Raw genomic sequence first — 21218 nt, forward strand, 5'->3', positions numbered from 1 at the left:
ATGGCTATGTCGAAGAAGAAGCGTGCCGCCCTGGCGGCCACCGTGCTGGCCGTCCCGGCCGCGATCGTCGGTTACTCGGTGCTCCCGTCCAACGCGGCGACCGCGCCGACGGCCGGTAACACGTATCAGCTCGTCGTGAAGAAGAGCGGTAAGTGCATCGATGTGCCGGCCGCGTCGAAGGACAACGGTGCCCTGCTGCAGCAGTGGGGTTGTACGGCGAACGCGACGTGGCAGCAGTTCAAGCTGGTGGCGTCGGGCAGCAACTTCCTGCTGCAGAACGTGAACAGCGGTAAGTGTGTCGATGTGCCGTCCGGGTCGAAGACCTCGGGTCAGCAGTTGCAGCAGTGGGGTTGTGCCGGAAGTCAGACCAATCAGCAGTGGAAGCTGGCCGCGTCGGGCACCGACACGTTCCAGATCATCAACGTGAACAGCGGCCTGTGCATCTCGGACCAGGGCGCCTCGACCGCGAACGGCGCGGCGATCATCCAGGAGACCTGCACCGCCAACAGCAACAAGCAGTGGGCCTTCACCCCGGCGAGCGGCAGCGGCGGCGGCAGCACCGACCGGACCTGGCCGAGCACGCCGGACGGGTTCGCCTCGACCGGTGGCGGCACCACCGGCGGCGCGGCCGGCGCCACGGTCACCGTGAAGAACCTCGCCGACCTGACCAAGTACGTCACCGCGACCGAGCCCTACGTGATCAAGGTGGCCGGGGCGATCACGATCACCCCGAAGGGCACCGAGCTCAAGGTCAAGTCGAACAAGACCATCGTCGGCGCCGGCACCACCGGCGAGATCGTCGGCGGCGGCTTCTTCCTGGGTGCGGGCGTCAAGAACGTCATCATCCGCAACCTCACCATCCGGGACACCCAGATGACCGAGGACGACCCGGACGACAAGGACTTCGACTACGACGGCATCCAGATGGACACCGCCGACCACATCTGGATCGACCACTGCAAGATCACGCGGATGAACGACGGCATGATCGACAGCCGGAAGGACACCAGCTACCTGACCGTGTCCTGGAACGTCCTGGACACCGGCAACAAGGCCTTCGGCATCGGCTGGACCGAGAACGTCACCGCGCGGATGACGATCCACCACAACTGGATCAAGAACACCAACCAGCGCAATCCCAGCACCGACAACGTGGCCTACGCCCACCTCTACAACAACTACCTGCAGAACATCACCGCGTACGGCAACCTGTCGCGCGGCGGCACCAAGATGGTTCTGGAGAACAGCTACTTCGACAAGGTCGCGAACCCGTACTACAACGACACGTCGGCCGCCCAGCTCAAGCAGAGCGGCAGCATCGTGAAGAACTCGACGGGCAAGCAGCAGACCAACGGATCCGCGTTCGACCCGAAGAGCTTCTACTCGTACACCCTCGATGCGGCGGCGGACGTTCCCGCCCTGCTCGCCAAGTACGCCGGCCCGCAGGCCACCATCGGCAACTGAGCCGGCGAACGACCCTTCGGGGAACGGGGTAAGAAGGGCGGCGCTGTCTGGGGGCAGCGCCGCCCGCCCGTCGTCTAGCCTCTACCGCGTGATGGGCAACGGCGGGACCGCGCACCGCGTCTACAGCGTGGTGGTGTTCGTGATCCTGGCCGCCCTCGACAACGTGGCGATCGGCATCGTGCCGCCGCTCTACGGCAGCATCGCCGATGACCTCGGGGTCGGCGAGGGACACATCGCCCTCGCCACCACCGCCATGTTCCTGATCAGCGCCGTGGCGGCGATCGGCTTCGCGTACGTCGGCGACCGCACCGACCGCAAGCCGGTGCTGGTGGCCGGCACCGTGATCTGGGTGATCGGCACCGCGTGGTCCGGTCTCGCCAGCAGCTATCCGTCGTTCCTCGCCGCGCAGGTGCTGGCGGCCTTCGGCCTCGGCGGGGTGGCGTCGGTCAGCTTCGCCGTGGTCAGCGACCTGATCTCGCCGAGGCGGCGCGGCCTGGTGATGAGCTTCTGGGGCCTGTCGCAGGGCGTCGGCACGCTCGCCGGCACCCTGGTCGGCGGCCTCCTCGGCCACGCCGACTGGCGGCGGCCGTTCCTGATCACCGCGGCAGCCGGGGTGCTCGCCACGCTGGCCTACCTGTTCACCTACAACGTGCCGCGCGGCGACAGCCAGCCCGAACTGGCCGGGGTCGAGTACGACGAGCGGATCCGCCACCAGGACATCCCGGTGATCCTCAAGCGGCGCACCAACGTCTGGCTGATCCTGCAGGGCGGCACCGCGCAGATCGCCTTCGGCTCGCTGGTCTGGCTGCCGATCCTGTTCCGGGCCCGAGCCGAGGACCAGGGCTACTCGGCCGGCACGGCGGTGCTGATCGGCAGCGTCTTCGCGACGATCTTCCAGCTCGGGGCGGCCCTGTCGATCCTCGGCGGCCTCGCGGGGGACCGGTTGCAGCGCCGTACCCCGCGGGGGCGGGCGCTGGTCGCGGCGGTCGGCGTGCTGGCAGCCGTACCGTTCTATGTGGTGCTGTTCTTCGTGCCGATGAAGATCACCGTGCCCGACGGCGCCGGCACCGGCGCGGTGATCCGCGGCGTGCTGGCGAACGTGGTGACCGAGCCGACCGTCGCGGCCTGCCTGGCCACCGCGGTCTTCGCGCTGATGCTGACCTCGGCGAACTCGCCGAACTGGTTCGCGATGATCGCCGACGTGAACCCGCCGCAGCACCGCGGCACCGTCTACAGCCTCGGCAACCTGGTCAACGGGGTCGGCCGGGCCGGCGGCAACGCGCTGGTCGGGGTGGCCTTCCGGGGCCTGTCCGGCGCCTATCCGCCGCCGCTGAACTACGCGGTCGGGCTCGCCGGTTTCGTGCTGTTCTTCGTGCCGACCGGGATCATGTACTGGCTGGCCAGCAGGACGGTGGCGAAGGACATGGCCGACACGCACACCGCCCTGCTGGCCGTGGCCTCAGAGCATCGCCCAGACGGTGACGTCGGTGGGGACACGCCCGTCGGCGTCCAGCGGCTCACTGCTCAGCAGGACCCGGGCGCCGGCCGGTAGCTCCACCGCCTCGGCCCCGAAGTTGGCGAGCACCACGATGCCGTCGTTGCGGAAGGCCAGCACCTGCGGCTCGCTCTCCTGCCAGCTCAGGGTTCCGGCGCCGAGCGCGTGCTCGCGCCGGGTGCGCAGCGCCGAGCGGTACAGCTCGTAGGTCGAGCCGGGCACGCCCACCTGCCGGTCCAGCGCGTACTCCGCCCAGATCGCCGGCTGCGGCAGCCAGCTGGCGTCGGACGGGCCGAAACCGTACGACGGCGCGTCGGCCTCCCACGGGATCGGCACCCGGCAGCCGTCGCGGCCCCGCTCGGTGTGCCCGGACCGCTCCCACGCCGGGTCCTCGCGGAACTCGTCCGGCAGCGTGGTGTGCTCCGGCAGCCCGAGCTCCTCGCCCTGGTAGAGGTACGCCGACCCGGGCAGCCCCAGCATGAGAAGCGTCGCCGCCCGGGCCCGGCGCAGGCCGAGGGCGGTGTCCGGCTGCGGGTCCTCGGCGCCGATGCCGGGCTTGCGGCCCTCGCCGACCGGGAAGCCCAGCCGGGACGCGTGCCGCACCACGTCGTGGTTCGACAGCACCCAGGTGGTGGTCGCGCCGACCGTGGCGTTCGCGGCCAGCGAGGAGTCGATCACCTCCCGCAGCTCGGCCGGCTTCCAGGGCGCCTCCAGGTACGGGAAGTTGAACGCCTGGTGCATCTCGTCGGGCCGCACATACCGGGCGAGCCGCTCCTCCGGCTGCACCCAGGCCTCGGCCACCAGGATGCGGCCGCCCTCGTACTCGTCGAGGACGGCACGCCACTGCCGGTAGATCTCGTGCACGCCCTCCTGGTCCCACATCGGTGGCGGCGGGCCGACCGATTCCAGGCCGCCCAGGATCACCGAGGGCGCGCTCCAGTCGGTCAGTTCGGCGTCCTTGATCAGGCCGTGGGCCACGTCGACCCGGAACCCGTCGACGCCGCGGTCCAGCCAGAACCGCAGGATGTCGAGGAACTCGGCGCGGACCTCGGGATGGTCCCAGTTGAGGTCGGGCTGCGAGACGTCGAAGAGGTGCAGGTACCACTGGCCGTCGGGCAGGCGCTCCCAGGCGGAGCCGCCGAAGACGCTCTGCCACGAGTTCGGCGGCTCGTCGTCCTTGCCGTCGCGGAAGATGTAGCGCTCCCGCTCCGGGCTGCCGGGCGCCGCGCGCAGCGCGGCCTGGAACCAGGCGTGCTCGCTGGACGTGTGGTTCGGCACCAGATCCACGATGATCTTCAGGCCGAGGTCGTGGGCGGTGGCGATCAGCTTGTCGGCGTCGCCGAGCGAGCCGAACCGCGGGTCGACGCCGCGGTAGTCGGCCACGTCGTAGCCGGCGTCGTGCTGCGGGCTGGGATAGAACGGCGACAGCCACACGGCGTCGACGCCGAGGTCGCGGAGCTGGGGCAGGCGGGCGGTGATGCCGGGCAGGTCGCCCATGCCGTCGCCGTCAGCGTCGGCGAACGAGCGTGGATAGATCTGGTAGATGACGGCGTCGCGCCACCATGCGTCGGTGGAGGGCATGACCCCCAGCGTATGGCGCTAGTCGTCGAGGATGGCCGCGAAACGCTCCTCGGCGAGGTCGAGCTGGTCCAGGATGTGCTCCTTGGCCTGGGTGGAGAGCGGGGTGTCCGGGCGGCCCACCAGTTCCCGCAGTTTGGGCACGAGCGGGCGATACTTCGTCGCGGACCGGTACGCCTTGTCGATCGAGGTGTGGATGACCCCGACCCCGTTGTCGGTGAAGTCCGAGATCTTGATCACGCGGGCCCACGGGTCCCGTTCCAGGCTCTCCGCGACGTGTTCGCGGTACTGCTCGTGCCGGTCCCGTTCCGGGTCGTAGTCCGGGTTGGTGACCGAGCGGACCAGCTCGGCGACCCGGGGGTTGAACCGGCGGGCCAGCTCGACCAGGGCCGCCTCGGTGAGCTGCGTGTAGCTCTCGTCCGGCGCGCCGCCGCCCAGCTCGGCCGGGTGGTCCTCGACGGCGTCGTGCAGCAGCGCCGCGGTCAGCACGTCGGGGTCACGCACGCCGTAGTAGCGGATGATGCGAATCGCCACCCGCAGCAGGTGGTTGAGATAGGGCTCGCGCACCCGCCGGTCGTCGGCGTGCAGTGCCGAGGCCAGATCAAGCGCCTCGACGAGTTGCTTGCGCTCCTCGGCGGGGAAGGACTCCAGCTCCAGGGCGAACCGTTCGCGTAGTCCTTCCTCGCCGTACACCTCCGTGATCGCGTGCAGGGGCATCGAGAGCAGCAACCGTGGTGCCATGCCGATCAGATATACCGGATCCCGCCCCGTCGTGGGTTTCGATCAGCTACCGGATGTCGCGGGTGGCGCCGCCGGAGCGGGTGCCGGCGACGGGCGGGGCGAGGGCCGCGGGCGGTTGGTCATCACGGCGCGGGCGGCGGGGGTCAGGCGTACCGAGCCGATCGACGCCTGCTTGAGCGACCACGGCTGCACAGTGTCGGCGTGCACGCCGCGTTTCGGGTTGCCGGCGCCGTCGGTGAACTCCTCCTCGGTCATCGCCTGCAGGGCGCTGAGCGCCACCCCGATGATGGTGGCCGCGGTGATCAGCGTGATCGGCACCAGCATGGTCAGCGGGCGGATCCCGCCCGGCGCCGGGGCGTTCGGGTCCAGCTCGATCGACATGGCCGCCATCCCGGTGTAGTGCATGCCGCAGACGGCCAGGGCCATCACCGCCGCGGCGGCGCTGATCCGCAGCCAGCCGCGCACCGACATGGCGAACCACAGCGCCACCGTGCTCGCCGCGATCGCGATCACCGCCGAGGCGGCGACCAGCGCCGGGTTGTAGTGGATGGTGGCCGGCAGGCGCATGCCCTCCATGCCGGTGAAGTGCATGGCGATCACCCCGGTGCCGGTCAGCGTCCCGGCCGCGAGGGTCTTGGCGGTGCTGCGGGCGCCGTGCCCGACGATCATCAGGCCCAAGCCGACGGTCAGCACCGCGAAGACGAGGCTGAGCAGGGTGCGCGCGAGGTCGTAGCGCACCGGGCTGTCCGGCACGTCGAAACCGAGCATCGCCGAGAAGTGCATGAGCCAGATGCCGCCGCCGCCGATCGCGAAGGCGGCGATCACCAGCCACCGGTTGCGCCGGCTGCGGCTGTGCGCGTCGCGCGCTCGTCCGGCGCAGAGCAGCCCGAGGAACGACCCGAGGAACGCCAGTAGATAGGCGGCTATCGGGTTGTAGACCCCGTAGGTGAAGTGATGCACGTGAGCCACTGATGACCTCGCGAAAGTCGGGAAGAGTTCGCGGGGATTGAGTCAGAAATCAGCGGTTGTGCATCGCACGTCGTGTGCGGCGCTGCCCCCTTCGGGTTTCGGCGCCACCGGCGAAAAAGGAACCGGGGCCACCGTCGCTGCGTCCGATGCGGACGCCGCGGCGGCGACCCCGGTTCCGGGTCGTGGGTCGGAGGGTCAGGGGGACAGGAAACCGTTCTTCACGCGACGTCAAACGTTGAAGATGCTGACGCCACCCGGGCCGACCAGAAGGCCGACGATGATCAGCACGACGCCCCACAGGATCTGCCGCCGGAACAGCGCGAGGATACCGGCGATGACCAGGACTGCGGCGAGAATCAGAAGCAGAAGTTCCATGCGATCGGAGTTACCCGAGCCCGCGAAATCGAAAACCTGTGATCCCACCCGTCCGGGTCAGGCGTGCGCCAGTTCGGTGTCGACCGACTCGGAGAGCAGCTGATACACGTTGTACGCCTGCTTGATGACCGGGTGCGCGACGTTGCGGACCGGCACCCCGCCCGGGGTCCGCCCGCGTTCCGAGCCGTGGTGCGCGTGCCCGTGCAGCGCCAGCGCGGTCGGCGCCGAGTCGATCGCCTGCCCGAGCTGGTAACAGCCCAGGAACGGGTAGATCTCCAGCGGCTCGCCGACCAGCGTCTCCGGCACCGGGGAGTAGTGGGTCAGCGCGACCAGCGCGTCGCACTCCACCGAGCGCAGAGCCTCGCCGAGACGGGCGGAGATGTCCTCGGTCGTACCGACGAAGTTCTTCATCTCGCGCTCGCCGAAGTTGCTCGCGCAGGCGCCGGCGAAGCCGCCGCCGAACCCCTTGGCGCCGGCGATGCCGAGCCGGTGGCCGTTGATCTCCAGTACGGTCGCCGAGCACTCCAGCACGGTGATCCCGGCGTCGGTGAGCACCCGTGCGACGTCCTGCTCCAGGTCGCTCTGGTGGTCGTGGTTGCCGAGCACCACCACCACCGGCACCGCCAGCCCGCCGAACTCCTTGGCGAAGCAGGTGGCCTCCTCGACCGTGCCGTGCCGAGTCAGGTCGCCGGCGACGAGCAGCGCGTCGGCCCGGTCGGGCAGTTGTTCCAGGGCCGGCCGGTACCGGCCCACCACGTCCTTGTCCACGTGGACGTCGCCCACGGCAGCGATCCGGATCATGAAATCTCCTCCACCTCGCTGGGCGCCTGCGCCCGGGTGATGCCGATGTCACAGGTGATCTCGATCTCGGGGTACCGGCTGGTGATCTGGCGGCAGATCTCGTCGCGCCGCTGGGCGCTCTCCACCTCCCCGCCGAGCACCACGAGGTTCTCCCGGAGGTGCACCGTGATGCCCTGCTCGGCGATCCGGTCGTGCTCGGTGAGCAGCCGTTGGATCTCGGCCTCCAGGTCGATCTGGTGGGTCATCTCATCCCCCTACCTTCAATTCCCGCTCGCCCGGGAACGGGACGACGTCCAGCCGGTCCAGCAGCACCAGGAACGCCTCCGCGTACGGGGACTTGCGGGTCTCCCGGCGCACCCGCTCCCAGTCGATCTGCTCACGCAGTGAGCGGGCGACCGGCAGCCCGGTGGCGAAGTCGCAGTAGTGCTGGCTGTAGCTGAGCAGCTTGTGAATCATCAGTTGACTGGCGGAGAGCACCGGCATGTAGATCGCCTCGACCGAGATCTGGTCGGTGTCGTGCAGCGTCTCGTTGGTCACCGGCGACTCCACCGGGCGGTAGATCAGGTCCACCATCCGGCCCTCTTCGAAGACCTTCACCAGCCAGTCCTCGGGGGGCTGCTCGGTGGAGAACCCCACCGCGGCGAGTTCCTGCAGCGCCCGGTCCTTGTCCTGTTCGCGAATGAGGAAGTCCACGTCGTGATCGCTGGAGTAGCCGCCACGCGCGTACACCGCGAAGCTCCCGCCCAGCGCGAACGGTATGTCGGCTGCCTTCAGCGTCGACGCCACGCGCTTCAATGTGACGGCCAAACCTTCGTCCACCCGGTGTGGCATGGCGACCTCCTGTCCCGTGTCCGGTCCGTGAACGACTACCCGGAGTCGCCACACCTTGAACCCCTCGCCCCATTCTGGTACGGGAAGGTTCGGTCGCGGCGCGGAACGGAATGTGCAGCCCCGGGCTACCGTCGGTTGGTATGGCTCTCCTCGCGAAGTCCCCTCCGGCCGGCCGCCGCCTACGGACCATTGCCCTGGTCGGCGCCGACGGCTCCGGCAAGACGACTCAGGCGCACCGGCTGGCCGCCGAACTGGCGGCTGCCGGGCTGCCCGCCGTCTACCGTCGCAACGCCGGTGGCCGGCACTGGGTCGGCCGGGTCGCCGGGCTCTTCGGCAGGGAGGACGCCGAGCAGCTGGTGGGCCGGCGCGCCATGCTCTGCATCGAGTCGGTGCTGCGCTGGCTGGCGATCGCGCGCACCCTGCTGCGCCGCGCGCTGTGGCGTGACATCGCGGTGATGGACCGGTACGCGGTCTGCCAATATGCCAGCCTGCGGGCCCGCGGCGCCCGCCCGGCCGCCGAGCGCCGGGCCCGGCTGGCCTACCGGCTCTTCCCGAGACCGGACGTGACGATCCTGCTCGCCGTCGACCCTGAGGTCGCCCACGAGCGGATCGAGCGCCGCGGCTACGACCACGAGTCGATGGACTACCTGCGGGCCGCCGTGAAGGCCTACGAGTCGCTGCCGGAGTACCCGACGTTCGTGGTGGTCGACGCCAACGGCACGCCGGACCAGGTGAGCGCCGCGATCCGGGCGGCCCTGGCCGGGCTGGCCGGGCCCGCGGCCGTCCCGGCCCCGCGAGCCGAGCCGCGACCCGCTCAGGCCTGCCCGTAAACCGGGATCTGGGCGCCGCTGGTCGGCGCCGACGCGTCCGAGGCCAGGAAGAGCACGACCGGGGCGATCTGCTCGGGGCTGACCCAGCGGCTCCGGTCGGCGTCCGGCTGCGCGGCGCGGTTGCCCGGGGTGTCGATCACGCTGGGCAGCACGATGTTGGAGCGGACGTTCTGCTTGCGGTACTCCACCGCGACCGCCTCGGCGAACGCGATCACCGCCGCCTTGGCGGTCACGTACCCGGCCGCGCCGGGGAACGGGGAGAGCGCGGCCCGCGACGAGACGCAGACCACCGAGCCGCCACCGGCGGCCACCAGGTGCGGCAGCGCGGCGGCCGTGGTCAGGTAGGTCGGGCGCAGGTTGGTGGTGAGCATCGCCTCGAACTCCGCGACCGGGGTGTCGGCGATCAGGCCGCCGCCCGCGTACCCGCCGACCAGGTTGACGACCGCTCGCAGCGGCGCCTCCGGGACGCTCGCCGCCGCCGCGACCACGGCTTGCACGTCCGCCTCGACGGTCAGGTCGGCCTCCACCGGGATCGCGCCGGCCGGCAGCCGCCCGGTCGTCCCGGGCCGTGCCGGGGCCACCACACGCCACCCGGCGGCGAGGAACGCGGCGATCGTCGCCCCACCCAGACCACCCGTGCCACCGGTCACCAGAGCCGTACGCGAATCCGTCATGCGGAGCAGCTTGTCACACCCACGGGGATGTGCTTTTCCTCACTTGCCGGTGGGAACCGTGTGTCACCTGGGAATGTTCGAGCCTCCCGGGACGTCACCCGTGTGGGCGAGTGAACTGAGGCTCGGCGTGGCGCATTGTGACCGGTGGTCCCGCTCTCACCCGCAGAGTGCGGGATTTCGCGGTGGCGTTTGTTTCAGGCCCGTCATCGGGCGGCCGATGCTGCACATGAACCCCGCAGGCGTGAAACCCGTACACGGGGGTGACGAGCGTCGCGGAGCCCAGGTGATGCCCGTCGCTGTGACGATGAGAGGCCGATGGTGTTATGAGACGCGCCGAGGGTACCGCCTGTCTACGGGACGGGCGCCGAGAGACCGCACTCAGGGACCGCGCACTGGGCTCTCAGGTAAGACCCAGGCATTCGTGACACTTTCGACCCACCAGCTGGAATCAGTGCAGCCAGCAATTTGTTGTGTAGATGTCAGCAACCGCAATGCACGAGCTGCGGACGTTACGGGAGAGGGCTGATGGACGCAGGTAATGCCCGTAACAGGGTTAGTGACGGCAATGAGGGGACCGTGGGCAACGTGGAGAAGAACACCGTGATGCGTACCGACCAGGTCGCCGAAGAGCGCGACCTCGTCGGAGTCTACCTGCACGAGATCTCTCGCACGCCGCTGTTGGACGCCGCGCGGGAGGTCGAACTCTCCAAGGCAATCGAGGCGGGCCTCTACGCCGAGCACCTGCTCGATCAGGGCGAGGTTCGCCGCGGCGTCAGCCGGGAGGAACTGGAGCGGCTCGTCACCGAGGGCCAGCGCGCGAAGGACCTGTTCATCAGGGCCAACCTTCGTCTGGTCGTCTCGATCGCACGGCGTTACGTGCGGTCCGGGATGCCGATGCTGGACCTCATTCAGGAAGGCAACACCGGTCTGGTCCGCGCGGTCGAGAAGTTCGACTACGAGCGCGGCTACAAGTTCTCGACGTACGCCACGTGGTGGGTGCGCCAGGCGATCAGCCGGGCCATCGCCCAGCAGGAGCGCACGGTGCGACTGCCCGTGCACCTGGTCGAGGACGTCAACCGGATGCGTAACGTCACCCGCCAGCTCGTCCGTGAGCTGGGCGGCGACCCGGAGCCGGAGCAGATCGCCAAGGCGCTGGGTGTCACCGTGGAGCGGGTCAACGAGCTCACCCGCTGGGCGCAGGACACCGTGTCGCTGGACACGCCGGTCGGTGACGACGGCGACACCAACCTCGGTGACCTGGTCGCCGACAGCGACGCCCCGTCGCCCGAGGAGATCGTGCTCAACGCCCTGGAGCGCCAGCGCATCGAGGGTCTGCTGAACCACCTGGACGACCGGTCGGCCGGCATCATGCGCGCCCGCTACGGGCTCGAGGACGGCCGCGAGCACTCGCTGACCGAGGTGGCCTCGCGCTTCTCGCTCAGCCGGGAGCGGATCCGGCAGCTGGAGATCCAGGCGCTCGGCCGGCTCCGCGAGCTGGCCCGGGCCGAGGGCCTGCAGGCCGCCTGACAGACAACAAAAGGCCGGTGCCCCGATCGGGGCACCGGCCTTTTGCTGTGCTCGTTACTTGACCCGGCCGTAGCCGTTGGGGGTCATGATGTCGATCGTGCGGTGCAGCACGTCCCGGCCGGCCGACGGCGCGTCGATGATCTTGCCGCCACCGACGTAGATGCCGACGTGCTGGTTGGACCGGTAGAACACCAGGTCGCCCGGTTGCAGGTCGGACCGGCTGATCCGGGCCGTGGCGCTGTACTGCGCGGCGGCGTTGTGCGGCAGTGACTTGCCCGCGGCGCGCCAGGCGGCCGAGGTCAGACCCGAGCAGTCGTACGAGCCCGGGCCGTCGTCGCCGAAGCCGTACGGCTTGCCGATCTGGTTGAAGGCGAAGGTGACGGCCTTACCCGCCGAGCCGGGCACGTCCGGGATCTTGCCGGTGTAGCCCCCGGTGTCCTCGGTGGGACTGCCGTTGAGCTGCTCGCGCATGTCGTACAGGTCCTCGAGGTCGGCCTCGATCTTCTTCTTGCGGTCAGCCAGCTCCTGGACCTGAGCGGTCTGCTTGTCCTGGGTGACCTTGAGGGCCGCCTTGCGCTCGGCGTACGTCTCGGTGGTCTCGGTGAAGGCGTCGATGTCCTGCTGGTTCGCCTGGGCGATCTGGTCCAGGAAGGCCATCCGCTGCAGCAGGTCGTTCTCGTCGCCGCTCGCCAGGACGTTCATCGGGCCCACCTTGCCCTGCATGTACGAGGTGGCGGCGATGGTCTTCACCTTTGCGGTGGCGGCCTTGAGGGCGGCCTGGGTCGGCTTCAGCGAGGCTTCCAGCTTGGTCGCGTCCGCCTTGGTCGCCTTCAGGTCGAGCCGCATCTTGTTGTACGACTCGGTGACGTCCTCGAGCTTCTCCGAAGCAGCGTCGATCTTCTTCTTCAGCTCGGTCTTGGACGGGGCCGCGTGCACGGCCGTCGCTCCCGACATGGTGATCGCAAACGCCGTCAGCGCGACCACGAGCGCCCGGAGCCGGGTACGGGGGTGTGGCACTGGTCAGGGGCCTTTCTTCCGCTTGGCCGCCCACCGGGGATGCTGACGCCTGGGCCCAGCGGTGCTGCGGGCGGGAAGAAGGCCCTCCCGCTGGAATCCCGGTTCCCGTCACGTCGGCCGCCGTCCCGGGGAAGGGCGGCGGCCGGCGCGGATGATTCGGCGGCGTTGGCCGGCGCCACCCGAGGGTTTGTGGCTGCGGACCGGACCAACCGCATTAACCTATCGACGGAAGAAAAGAAATCAAGACCTCGCCGAGTGATTTCTACCAATAGTCGGTGTTGCGGGAATAATCCCGATAACGGGCTGTCATTCCGCCACCGCTGAGCGTTATTTCGCTCCGGTATATCGGACTATTCGCTCAGTGCCGGTTCGTATGCGGAGTTCGGCAGCCAGTGGTGCGTGACGCGGCGCTCCGCCCAGAAAGAGAAGAACGGAATGGTGCCGGCCAGCATCACCAGCAGCATCCGGCTGAACGGCCACTTGGCCCGCCGCGCCAGATCGAAGGTGAGCACCAGGTACACCATGTAGAGGAAGCCGTGGAACGGGCCGACCAGCTCGACCACTGTGGCGTTGTCGGCGAGGTACTTCAGTGGCATGCCGATCACCACGAGAAGGATGAGGACCACGCCGACGATCCAGGCGATGATCCGGTAGCGGGTGAGGGCTCCCTGCACGGCGGGTGTCTCCTTGCTCGTCTGTTACTGGGGGATGCGGCCGGGGTAGTCGGCCGGCCGGGCCCCGGGGTGGGCGGCCAGCCAGGACAGATAGTCGTTGTAGGCGTCGAGGGCCGGATCGGGGTTGTCCTGCGCCGCCGCGGCCGGCGCCGTCACCCGCACCGGGCGGCCCAGCGTGACCGGGGCGCCGGCGGGACGGGGCGCGGCCGGCGCCTCCTCGGCCACCGTGGTCGTGGACTCGCCGCGGGCCCGGCGCCGGGCCACCTGGACCTCCCGGAACCAGATGAAGACCACGAAGCCGCCGAAGACCGGCCACTGGAACATGTAACCCCAGCTGACCGCGTTGCCGTCGGCGGCGCGGCTGAACTGCCACCAGCCCAGGCCGAGGCACCCCGCGGTCAGCACCAGCGCGATGAAATGCCGGGCTATCCATGCCGGGGTCCACAGCCCTCTCATGCCCACGAGCGTACCGGCGCGGGTTTGGCATCGGTCCGCACGGGCAACCGTCGTGGTCAGCGACAGCGAAACAAGGAGGTGCACGATGACGGACGCGCGCTTCGAGGACGGCGCGGCGGTGGTCTTCGACACCGGCATCGACCCGGCGGGTCTGGCCGACGAGGACCTCTTCCGCGAGCTCGGCAGCCTTTACCGGACCAGGCTGCAGACCCTGCGGCACGGGCCCGACGCGGCACTGGAGAACCACTTCAAGCGGACCGCGGAGCTGGAGACCGAATACATGGCGCGGTACCCGGGCCGTGAGGTCGACCCGCACCGGCTCACCCAGGACTTCTGAGGATGGGCTTCCTGCGTGCCAAGGTGTCCCGGGTGGCCCGCCAATACGCGCCGCACGAGCACCGCCCGCTCGACGGCTACCTCGCCGCGATGGGCGCCTTCGGCGCACTCACCGGCACCCTCGCCGTGGCCACCCGGTTGAGCGGGCGCCCACTGCCGGAACGTCCGGCGATCGCCGACGTGGCGCTGTTGTCGATCGCCACGCACAAGCTCAGCCGGTTGGTCGCCAAGGACGCCGTGACCAGCCCGCTGCGTGCCCCGTTCACTCGCTACGCGGAGCCGGCCGGCGCGGCCGAGCTCAACGAGGAGGTCCGTGACGAGGGCAGCAGCGTTCGCCACGGCATCGGCGAACTGGTCACCTGCCCGTTCTGCCTCGCCGTCTGGGTGGCCACCGGGCTCACCGGCGGCCTGGTGCTGGCGCCCCGGCTGACCCGGCTGGCGGCGACCGCGCTCACCGCGACGGCCGTCTCCGACTTCCTCCAGATGGCCTACTCGATCGCCAAGGAGAAAGCCGAGGGCATCGCCAAGGAATGAGCCAGGGCTAGCCGAGCGTGCGCAGGGCCTCGGCGGCCTCGTCCTGGGCGTACTCGCCCTCGGGCAGGGCGTCGACGCGGGTCAGCAGGGCCGGCGGCAGGTCCGCGGCGATCGCTCGCCGTTGCAGGTCACCGCTGGTCAGTCGTTCCTGGGCGTCGTACGCGTCGTCCAGGAACTGGTCCAGCTCACGGATGTCATCGGTCACGGCGCGGTTCTACCCGGACCGCCCGCGGGCAAACACCGGGCCTGTAATCCAGGTCACAAAGACTGCAGGAATCCTGCGAACCTGCCGACAGTTGTGAACAGATGCCGGTGTGCCCAGTGTCCCCGGGCCTCACCCTTAGCCTTCACGGAATACCGTTCGGCTGGAGCCGTGTCGAGCCACTCGCCGCGAGGCGACCTGCACACCGGCATCTACATCCGCGCCGCTCCCCGGTTCGCCCGGGGAGCGGCGCGCTGTTTCCTGGCTCGCTCCCCGGGTATTGATCGCGCATGACCGACGATCGGACCGAGCGGCGCGCCGCCGACCTGCTGCCGGAGGAGACGGCGGGAGGCAGCGCCGACCCGAAGGCTCAGGCGGAGGCGATCCTCGCTGACTCCGACGAGCGGGAGGACGATCCCGGCGCCGCTCCGGACTCGTTCCTCGAGCGACGTCGCTCGGACGAGACGGTTTATCCGGACAGAACCGCTCGATAGGGGCACCTCACTGCCCACAGTTCATGATCGACGTGGCAATATCCCTCGCGTGTCCGTCCCGCAACGTCGCGTCCCGGCCGCCCAGCGTGGCGTCCGGTTGACCCGGCGCACCCCCGTCGACAGCACGATCACGCCCGATGCCGTCCGCCGGGCCACCCGGCCCGGTCGCGTCAAACGGCCGGCGCCCGCCACCGCGGCGCCGCATCCGGTCGAGCTGGCCGGGCTGCTGCACGAGCTGACCGTTCAGCTGCTCGGCGCGGACCGGCTCACCCAGGCCCTGGACCGGCTCGCCGCCTTCGGCGCGAGCGCGCTGCCGGGCGTCGCCCGCTGTTCGGTCGCGCTCATCGGCGAGGGCGGGCCGCTGATCAGCGCCGCCGCCGGCCGGGCGGGGGAGACCTTCGACCAGGTTCAGTACGCCGAGAGCACCGGTCCCGGGCTCGAGGCGGCGCGGACCCGTTCCCTGGTGACCTCCGGCGACCTGGCGGGCGACGAGCGCTGGCCGGTCCTCGCCGCGGCGGCGCGGGCCGACGGGCACCGTGCGGTCGTGGCGGTCCCGCTGGACGTGCGGCGCTCCTCGGTGGGCGCGCTCAGCCTCTATCTGGACCGGTCCGGTGACGTGGACCCGAACCTGCTGCTCACCGCGATGGCGGTGGCCGGGCAGGCGGAGGTGCTGCTCGGCGAGCTGCACCGCCGCGAGGCCCTGACCGAGGGCGCCGAGGTGGACCGGGCCGTCGGCGTGATCATCGCCCAGCGGGGGTGCGGCGTGCAGGAGGCCTACGCCGTCCTGCAGGAGAGCGCCCAGCGTCTGGGCCTCGACCGCCGCACCGTCGCCGAGCGCCTGGTGGCCGCCGCCGCCCGCAACGCCTGAACCCACCGTGGGCGTCGCCCACGGTGGGTGAATTCACGCGGTGGGTTTGTGGACCTGCTGGACCACCTCGAACTCGAGCAGGGAGGCGCCGGTGGCCACCGGGCGGCTGCGCTCGCCGGCGTGGGCCTCCTTGGCGCTGCCGTTCGACCAGGCCTGGAAGGCTTCCTCGGACTCCCAGCGGGTGTAGACGAAATAGCGGTTCTCGCCGGCGACGGGGCGCAGCAGCTCGAAGCCCAGGAAGCCGGGGGAGTTCTCCACGGCGCCGTGCCGGGCGGCGAAACGCTTCTCCAGCTCGGGGCCGGCGCCCTCGGGGACCTCGATCGCGTTGATCTTCACAACAGCCATGCGGTCACGCTACTGCGCGCGGCTGAGAGCCCACGCCCGGACGTGGGGTACGGGCGCGTGCTTCACCCGTACCCCACGGGGGTTTCAGCCGGCCTGCGGGCCGGCGCCGTCCTGGGAGCGCAAGGCGTCCTCGGCGCGCGCCTGTTGCGCGGAGCGCTGCGCCAGCGGCAGCTCGGGCAGGAAGAGGACCACGACCAGGCCGATCAGCATCACGGCGAAGGCCATCAGGTAGACCACGTGCACGCTGTCGGAGAACCCGACCTTGAACGGGTGCGCGATCACGTCGGCCAGCTGGTTCAGGAACGACGTGTCGTTGAGCGCGTCGCTGCTGGTGGCGTGCTTGAGCAGCTCCTGCTGGGCGGGATCGGCCTGCAGCGCGGCCTGGAACTCGGGGGTCTGCTGCGCGCTGGTGAAGGCGTCGCGGATGTTGCCGGGCAGCACGTTGAACAGCACCGACAGGAAGACCGCGGTGCCGAGCGTGCCGCCCATCGACCGGAAGAACGTCACCGCGCCGGTGGCGGTGCCGATCTCGCGCGGGGAGACCGCGTTCTGCACGGCGGTGATCATCGGCTGCATGTTGCTGCCCAGGCCGAGGCCCATCAGCACCATGACCAGCATCGTGCGCCACAGCGGGGTGTCCGCCCCGACCAGCGAGAACAGGAACAGCGCGAGCACCATCAGCACGCTGCCGACGATCGGGAAGATCCGGTAGCGGCCGGTGCGGGAGATCAGCTGGCCGGAGACGATCGAGCCGGCCATGATGCCGACCACGAACGGGATCATCTGCAGGCCGGCCATGGTGGCCGAGGAACCCTTCACGATCTGCAGGTAGAGCGGGACGGTCATCAGGCCGCCGAACATCGCCATGCCGAGAATCGTGCTGGAGGCCGAGCCGACCGCGACCGTGCGGTTGCCGAACAGCCGCAGCGGCAGCAGCGCCTCCTCCTTGTACGCCCGCTCGGCGAGGATGAACCCGATCAGGCCGACCACGCCGATGACGTAACAGGCGATCGCCCGGCCGGAGTCCCAGCCCCAGTCCCGGCCCTGCTCGGCGACGGTGAGCAGCGGCACCAGGGCGAGGATCAGGGTGAGCGCGCCGGGCCAGTCGATCCGGTGATCGACCCGGTGGTGCGGCAGGTGCAGCACCTTGGCGACCACGGCCATGGCGGCGATGCCGATCGGCACGTTGAGGTAGAACACCCAGCGCCAGCCGTCCACCCAGAGGATCGTGTCGGCGCCGGCGAAGAAGCCGCCCAGGATCGGGCCGAGAACGCTGGCGGTGCCGAAGACTGCGAGGAAGAAACCCTGGTACTTGGCGCGCTCGCGGGGCGGGACGATGTCGCCGATGATCGCCAGCGCGAGCGACATCAGGCCGCCGGCGCCGATGCCCTGGACGGCCCGGAACGCGGCGAGCTGCCACATGGTGTCGGACAGGCCGCAGAGGAACGAGCCGACGATGAACACACCGATGGCGAAGAGGAAGAACGGGCGCCGGCCGTAGATGTCGGACAGCTTGCCGTAGAGCGGCGTGGAGATCGTCGAGGTGATCAGGAACGCCGTGGTGGCCCACGCCTGCAGGTCGAAGCCGTGCAGGTCGTCGGCGATCGTACGGGTCGCGGTCGCCATGATCGTCTGATCGAGGGCGGCCAGGAACATGCCCATCATCAGGCCGCCCAGGATCGTCAGGATCTGGCGGTGGGTGAACTCCACCGGCGGCGCGGCCGGTGCGGCGGCGGGATGGCTCACGGAATCTCCCGTGGGGAAGCGATGGGATCGGTGCGCAGCAGCGCCTCGATCGAGCTGTTGAACTCCTCGAACAGGCCGGCGAAGGCGGAGATCCGGTCGGCCGGCCAGTCGCTGAGCGCCTCGCCGAGCAGCGCCACCCGGGCGGCGCGGAGCCGCTCGCAGGCGGCCTCGCCGGTCTCGGTGACCGCGATGCGCGAGGCCCGGCCATCCTCCGGGTCGGCCTCACGCCGGGCCAGGCCGGCCTTCACCAGCTGCGCGACCTGCCGGCTGATCGTCGACGGGTCGGCCTGCTTGAGCTCCGCGAGGTCGGTGACCCGCATCGGGCCCGACGAACGCAGCGGGAGGAGCAGCATCAGCGCGGAGAACTCGGCGCCCAGCTCGCCCGTCTTCAGCATGCCCCGGAAACGGGTGCCCATCCTGATGAACCGGACGATCTCGTCGGCCAGCCTGGTGGTGTCCTGCTCCCGCATGGTTGCACCCTACAACTTGTTGCGTGGTGAACGCATTTTCCAGACCCCGGTGGTCAGCGCCTCGGCCTCCTCCAGCACGGCCGGCACCGGCACGACATATTCGGTGACCAGCTCGAACAGTCGCTCCGGGAAATACCCCCGGCCAGGGTCGCCAACCAGCACGGTGGCACCCCGTTTGCGGGCCGCGAGCAGCAGGGACGTCATCGCCGGGGCGACCGTGGGGCTGTAGAAGACGTCACCGGCGAGTACCACCTCGGGGTCGGACACCCGGTCGCGCAGGGTCACGCCGTTGGCGGCCGCGTTGCGGTGCGCGGCGTCGACCGCGGCCGGATCGATGTCCGACGCCTCCACCTCGGCCGCGCCGCAGCGGGCGGCGGCGATCGCAGCCACCCCGGAGCCGGTGGCGACGTCGCGTACCCGGCGGCCGGCCACCAGCTCCGGATGATCCAGCAGGTGGCGGGCGAGAGCCTGCCCGCCGGCCCAGACGAAAGCCCAGAACGGCAGCGGCACATCACTGCGGAACTCGCCGCCGGTCAGGTCGAACAACCCGACCGGGCGGTCGACGAGATGGAGCTGGAGCTCCGGGGCGAGGGGGACCGGTTGGAGAGTCGTCGTCGGCAGCACCCGGAAATTGTCCGGGAAATCAGATCGGCTGCGCGGCGGCTTCCAGGTGTGCCATCACGAGCTTGGCACGGTACTCGGCGCGGGCCTCGGCCGCCCACGGCGCGGTCTCCTCCTCCAGCAGCGGGCGGGAGGCGAGGAAAGCGGCGGCGCTGAGCGGGCGCGCGGCGCGCTCGGCCGGCCGGCCCGCGGCGGCGCGGACCAGCGCGTCGAAGGTGGCGACGTCGACCCGGACCCGCTCCGGCGCCAGGTGATAGCGGCCCCGGTGGGTGACGACGACCGAGTCGCGCTCCCGGGCGCCCGGCTCCAGCCGCTCCCGCAGCACGCGCAGGTCGTCCTTCACCGTGGCCGGCGCAACACCCAGCGTGTCGGCCAGCTCCACAGCCGACCGCTCACCCCGCAACGCGAGCAGTGCGAGCAGGTGGCGCGGGCGCTCGCCGCCGAAGTCGTTCCCGGAGAGCTGGATGCCCCGGGTGCGCACCTCGATACGGCCGAAGAGCTGGATGTCGTACATGATCAAAAACTCTGCTGCCGGCGGCCGTCTGCGACAAGCCCCAATGCGAGGGGGTAAAGGTCGACCGAAAAGACTGGTCATCGCGGCCGCTTGGCGGCATCCTGCTGTCGGCCGTACCGACGCGGCCGGGCTCAGCGCCACAACGGCCGCCTGTTGGTAGGTCGGGGTTCCCTTCGGGTAATCCTTAGACTGCGCGGAGCCCGCCGGGCGACAGAGGAAGGTGACGTATGGACAGCGACGAGGCGATCAGAGTGCTCGTCGTCGACGGCCACCAGACCTTCGCTGAGCTGCTCGGACATGCCCTCGCCGGGCAGCCGGACCTGCGGTGCGTGGGCCATGCGCGGACCGGGGCGGAGGCACTCAAGCTCTCCGCCGAGCTCGTGCCGGACGTGATATTGCTCGATCCGGAACTGTCCGATGCCGACGGGATCGCCATCGCCGAGCTGATCCGGGTGCGCCAACCGGACACCCGTGTGGTGATCCTCACTGCCAGCGAGGAGCAGGCGCTGGTGCGCCGCGCCACCGCGGCCGGCGCCGCGGGGTTCCTGTCGAAGAACGGCGCGCTCGGTGACGTGCTGAACGCGCTGCGCACCGCTCACGGCGGCGGGATGACCGTCTCCACCGACATCCTGGCCCGGCTGCTGCGCAGCACCACACCGGTGAGCGCACCGCGCGGCGGCGGTCTCACCGCCCGTGAGGACGAGGTGCTGCAGCTGATGGCGGCCGGTCTGGACGCCCGGGCGGTGGCCCGCCGGCTGGGCATCAGCGTGCACACCTGCCGGGGATATCAGAAAGCGGTTCTGGCCAAATTGGGCGCGCACAGTCAGCTCGAGGCGGTGGCGATCGCCACGCGGCGCGGGCTTGTGCGTCCTGACCCGCGGTAAACCTTCCGATCACTCATCCGACAGGCGGTTCCATCCGTACTCCCTGCGGGGGCGTCGACCCGAGGCGCTGGGGCAGGGAGGAAGCAGTGGACCGAACCGCTGTCGGTACAACGTCCGAACCGGTGGTGGCCGGGGGCACGGACGAGGAGCCGGGCGCCAGCGCGCTGCCCCGGCGCAGGCCCGGGGCGCAGAACCCGGATCCGGCGAACGAGCCGGCGGTGGACTGGTTCGGGACCGGGGAGATCACCGCGCCGTCCGCCGACGCCTCGCCTTCTCCTGCGGCGCCTTCCCCTGCCTCGCCTTCTCCTGCGTCCCCCTCTTCTGCCCCGCCTTCTCCTGCGTCTGCGTCTGCGTCGCCTTCGCCGTTGAGGTCGAGGCCGGAACCGGCGGCTCCGGAGTTCGGGCCGGCGTCACCGGGCGGTCCGGGGCGGATCTCCTTCGGGTTCAGTGACGGGCCCATCGGGGGTGTTCGGCCGGCCCCGCTGCCGCAGCGCTCCTCCGAGCCCGGCGGCGGCCTGGCCGGTCTGCGGAGGCGCTCGCCCGCCGCCTCCCCGTCGTCCGAGCTGCCCATCGTTCGTACCGAAGCGAATGTGACCGGATCGCCGGCGCCGGCCTCGCCGGCCGTCGCGCAGCCGGAGCCGTGGATTCCGGTTCCGTTCGAGCCGGCCGCGCCCCGGGTGACGGGTGTGGACGGCTGGGCGAGCCCGCCGGCCCGGCCGGACGCGGGTTTCGCCGCCCCGGCCCCGCCCTCGGAGGCGCCCGCCGCTGCCCC

The 21218-nt window shown here is 70.4% G+C and carries 26 protein-coding genes and 1 pseudogene; 10 read left to right on the forward strand and 17 right to left on the reverse strand.

Translation table 11 applies throughout. The annotated features are described in order from the left end of the window. Entirely contained in the window at positions 1–1464 is a 1464-nt protein-coding gene (locus AB0F81_RS02040; protein ID WP_360189432.1) for an RICIN domain-containing protein, read from the forward strand. A gap of 91 nt (positions 1465–1555) precedes the next feature. Beyond that, positions 1556–3016: an MFS transporter gene (locus AB0F81_RS02045; protein ID WP_360189522.1), complete on the forward strand. Its 1461-nt coding sequence runs from the start codon at positions 1556–1558 to the stop codon at positions 3014–3016. On the opposite strand, the gene AB0F81_RS02050 is transcribed toward AB0F81_RS02045, so the two are convergent. From AB0F81_RS02050 to AB0F81_RS02080, 7 genes are all read right to left on the reverse strand, one after another. Then, positions 2924–4540 carry an alpha-amylase family glycosyl hydrolase gene (locus AB0F81_RS02050; protein WP_360189435.1) on the reverse strand — a complete coding sequence of 539 codons (1617 nt, stop codon included), beginning with the start codon at positions 4538–4540 and terminating at the stop codon, positions 2924–2926. The two genes, AB0F81_RS02045 and AB0F81_RS02050, sit on opposite strands and share 93 nt — an antisense overlap. A gap of 18 nt (positions 4541–4558) precedes the next feature. After that, positions 4559–5278 (reverse strand): HD domain-containing protein, encoded by a 720-nt coding sequence (locus tag AB0F81_RS02055; RefSeq protein ID WP_360189438.1) that lies wholly within the window; start codon positions 5276–5278, stop codon positions 4559–4561. Between the two features lie 42 nt (positions 5279–5320). Continuing rightward, positions 5321–6247: an MHYT domain-containing protein gene (locus AB0F81_RS02060; protein ID WP_360189441.1), complete on the reverse strand. Its 927-nt coding sequence runs from the start codon at positions 6245–6247 to the stop codon at positions 5321–5323. 228 nt (positions 6248–6475) lie between these two features. Then, positions 6476–6622, reverse strand: a complete 147-nt coding sequence (locus tag AB0F81_RS02065; RefSeq protein ID WP_360189444.1) for a GPGG-motif small membrane protein — start codon at positions 6620–6622, stop codon at positions 6476–6478. A gap of 57 nt (positions 6623–6679) precedes the next feature. Continuing rightward, complete coding sequence (locus AB0F81_RS02070) at positions 6680–7423, reverse strand: metallophosphoesterase (protein ID WP_360189447.1); 744 nt, start codon at positions 7421–7423, stop codon at positions 6680–6682. After that, positions 7420–7668 (reverse strand): hypothetical protein, encoded by a 249-nt coding sequence (locus tag AB0F81_RS02075; RefSeq protein WP_360189450.1) that lies wholly within the window; start codon positions 7666–7668, stop codon positions 7420–7422. Before AB0F81_RS02075 ends, AB0F81_RS02070 begins: the two co-directional genes overlap by 4 nt. Before the next feature lies 1 nt (position 7669). After that, positions 7670–8254, reverse strand: a complete 585-nt coding sequence (locus AB0F81_RS02080; protein WP_360189453.1) for a nucleotidyltransferase — start codon at positions 8252–8254, stop codon at positions 7670–7672. Between the two features lie 140 nt (positions 8255–8394). Here AB0F81_RS02080 and AB0F81_RS02085 point away from each other — a divergent pair, with 140 nt between their 5' ends. Further along, entirely contained in the window at positions 8395–9084 is a 690-nt protein-coding gene (locus AB0F81_RS02085; protein ID WP_360189456.1) for an AAA family ATPase, read from the forward strand. On the opposite strand, the gene AB0F81_RS02090 is transcribed toward AB0F81_RS02085, so the two are convergent. Then, positions 9069–9758, reverse strand: a complete 690-nt coding sequence (locus AB0F81_RS02090) for an SDR family NAD(P)-dependent oxidoreductase (RefSeq protein ID WP_360189459.1) — start codon at positions 9756–9758, stop codon at positions 9069–9071. The two genes, AB0F81_RS02085 and AB0F81_RS02090, sit on opposite strands and share 16 nt — an antisense overlap. Positions 9759–10283: 525 nt before the next feature. On the opposite strand from AB0F81_RS02090, the gene AB0F81_RS02095 reads away from it, so the two are divergent. Further along, positions 10284–11285, forward strand: coding sequence for a sigma-70 family RNA polymerase sigma factor (locus AB0F81_RS02095; protein WP_360189462.1), 1002 nt, complete (start codon positions 10284–10286; stop codon positions 11283–11285). 54 nt (positions 11286–11339) lie between these two features. Here the strand turns inward: AB0F81_RS02095 and AB0F81_RS02100 are convergent, their stop codons facing one another. The 3 genes from AB0F81_RS02100 to AB0F81_RS02110 all read right to left on the reverse strand — a co-directional run bounded on the left by AB0F81_RS02100 (position 11340) and on the right by AB0F81_RS02110 (position 13432). Beyond that, positions 11340–12302, reverse strand: a complete 963-nt coding sequence (locus tag AB0F81_RS02100; protein ID WP_360189465.1) for an NlpC/P60 family protein — start codon at positions 12300–12302, stop codon at positions 11340–11342. Between the two features lie 350 nt (positions 12303–12652). Continuing rightward, positions 12653–12976 (reverse strand): DUF3817 domain-containing protein, encoded by a 324-nt coding sequence (locus tag AB0F81_RS02105; RefSeq protein WP_360189468.1) that lies wholly within the window; start codon positions 12974–12976, stop codon positions 12653–12655. A gap of 24 nt (positions 12977–13000) precedes the next feature. Beyond that, a complete protein-coding gene (locus tag AB0F81_RS02110; protein ID WP_360189471.1) occupies positions 13001–13432 on the reverse strand; it encodes a hypothetical protein in 432 nt (143 codons plus the stop codon). Positions 13433–13517: 85 nt separating this feature from the next. On the opposite strand from AB0F81_RS02110, the gene AB0F81_RS02115 reads away from it, so the two are divergent. Together AB0F81_RS02115 and AB0F81_RS02120 are read left to right on the forward strand one after the other, a co-directional pair. Further along, entirely contained in the window at positions 13518–13769 is a 252-nt protein-coding gene (locus tag AB0F81_RS02115) for a DUF6158 family protein (RefSeq protein WP_360189474.1), read from the forward strand. A 2-nt stretch (positions 13770–13771) separates the two neighbouring features. Next, positions 13772–14302: a DUF1360 domain-containing protein gene (locus AB0F81_RS02120; protein ID WP_360189477.1), complete on the forward strand. Its 531-nt coding sequence runs from the start codon at positions 13772–13774 to the stop codon at positions 14300–14302. A 7-nt stretch (positions 14303–14309) separates the two neighbouring features. Here the strand turns inward: AB0F81_RS02120 and AB0F81_RS02125 are convergent, their stop codons facing one another. Further along, positions 14310–14507, reverse strand: coding sequence for a hypothetical protein (locus AB0F81_RS02125; protein ID WP_360189480.1), 198 nt, complete (start codon positions 14505–14507; stop codon positions 14310–14312). Between the two features lie 287 nt (positions 14508–14794). On the opposite strand from AB0F81_RS02125, the gene AB0F81_RS02130 reads away from it, so the two are divergent. Further along, positions 14795–14998 carry a hypothetical protein gene (locus tag AB0F81_RS02130; protein WP_360189483.1) on the forward strand — a complete coding sequence of 68 codons (204 nt, stop codon included), beginning with the start codon at positions 14795–14797 and terminating at the stop codon, positions 14996–14998. A 49-nt stretch (positions 14999–15047) separates the two neighbouring features. Beyond that, positions 15048–15866, forward strand: a complete 819-nt coding sequence (locus AB0F81_RS02135) for a GAF and ANTAR domain-containing protein (protein ID WP_360189486.1) — start codon at positions 15048–15050, stop codon at positions 15864–15866. Between the two features lie 33 nt (positions 15867–15899). On the opposite strand, the gene AB0F81_RS02140 is transcribed toward AB0F81_RS02135, so the two are convergent. The 5 genes from AB0F81_RS02140 to AB0F81_RS02160 all read right to left on the reverse strand — a co-directional run bounded on the left by AB0F81_RS02140 (position 15900) and on the right by AB0F81_RS02160 (position 19562). Then, positions 15900–16211 carry an antibiotic biosynthesis monooxygenase gene (locus AB0F81_RS02140; RefSeq protein ID WP_360189488.1) on the reverse strand — a complete coding sequence of 104 codons (312 nt, stop codon included), beginning with the start codon at positions 16209–16211 and terminating at the stop codon, positions 15900–15902. 84 nt (positions 16212–16295) lie between these two features. Beyond that, positions 16296–17957: an MDR family MFS transporter gene (locus tag AB0F81_RS02145; protein ID WP_360189491.1), complete on the reverse strand. Its 1662-nt coding sequence runs from the start codon at positions 17955–17957 to the stop codon at positions 16296–16298. After that, entirely contained in the window at positions 17954–18427 is a 474-nt protein-coding gene (locus AB0F81_RS02150) for a MarR family transcriptional regulator (protein ID WP_360189494.1), read from the reverse strand. Before AB0F81_RS02150 ends, AB0F81_RS02145 begins: the two co-directional genes overlap by 4 nt. Positions 18428–18436: 9 nt before the next feature. After that, the gene (locus AB0F81_RS02155; protein ID WP_360189497.1) at positions 18437–19051 is read right to left on the reverse strand and encodes a 50S ribosomal protein L11 methyltransferase; all 615 of its coding nucleotides are present in this window, start codon (positions 19049–19051) and stop codon (positions 18437–18439) included. 19 nt (positions 19052–19070) lie between these two features. Then, on the reverse strand, positions 19071–19562 hold the full coding sequence (locus AB0F81_RS02160) for a hypothetical protein (RefSeq protein WP_360189500.1): 492 nt from the start codon (positions 19560–19562) through the stop codon (positions 19071–19073). Between the two features lie 227 nt (positions 19563–19789). Between AB0F81_RS02160 and AB0F81_RS02165 the strand changes: the two genes are divergently transcribed. Together AB0F81_RS02165 and AB0F81_RS02170 are read left to right on the forward strand one after the other, a co-directional pair. Continuing rightward, on the forward strand, positions 19790–20446 hold the full coding sequence (locus AB0F81_RS02165; RefSeq protein WP_360189503.1) for a response regulator transcription factor: 657 nt from the start codon (positions 19790–19792) through the stop codon (positions 20444–20446). A gap of 590 nt (positions 20447–21036) precedes the next feature. Then, a pseudogene (locus tag AB0F81_RS02170) lies at positions 21037–21218 on the forward strand (ATPase); the annotation flags it as partial.

The sequence above is a fragment of the Actinoplanes sp. NPDC024001 genome (assembly GCF_040638955.1).
GTDB lineage: Bacteria > Actinomycetota > Actinomycetes > Mycobacteriales > Micromonosporaceae > Actinoplanes.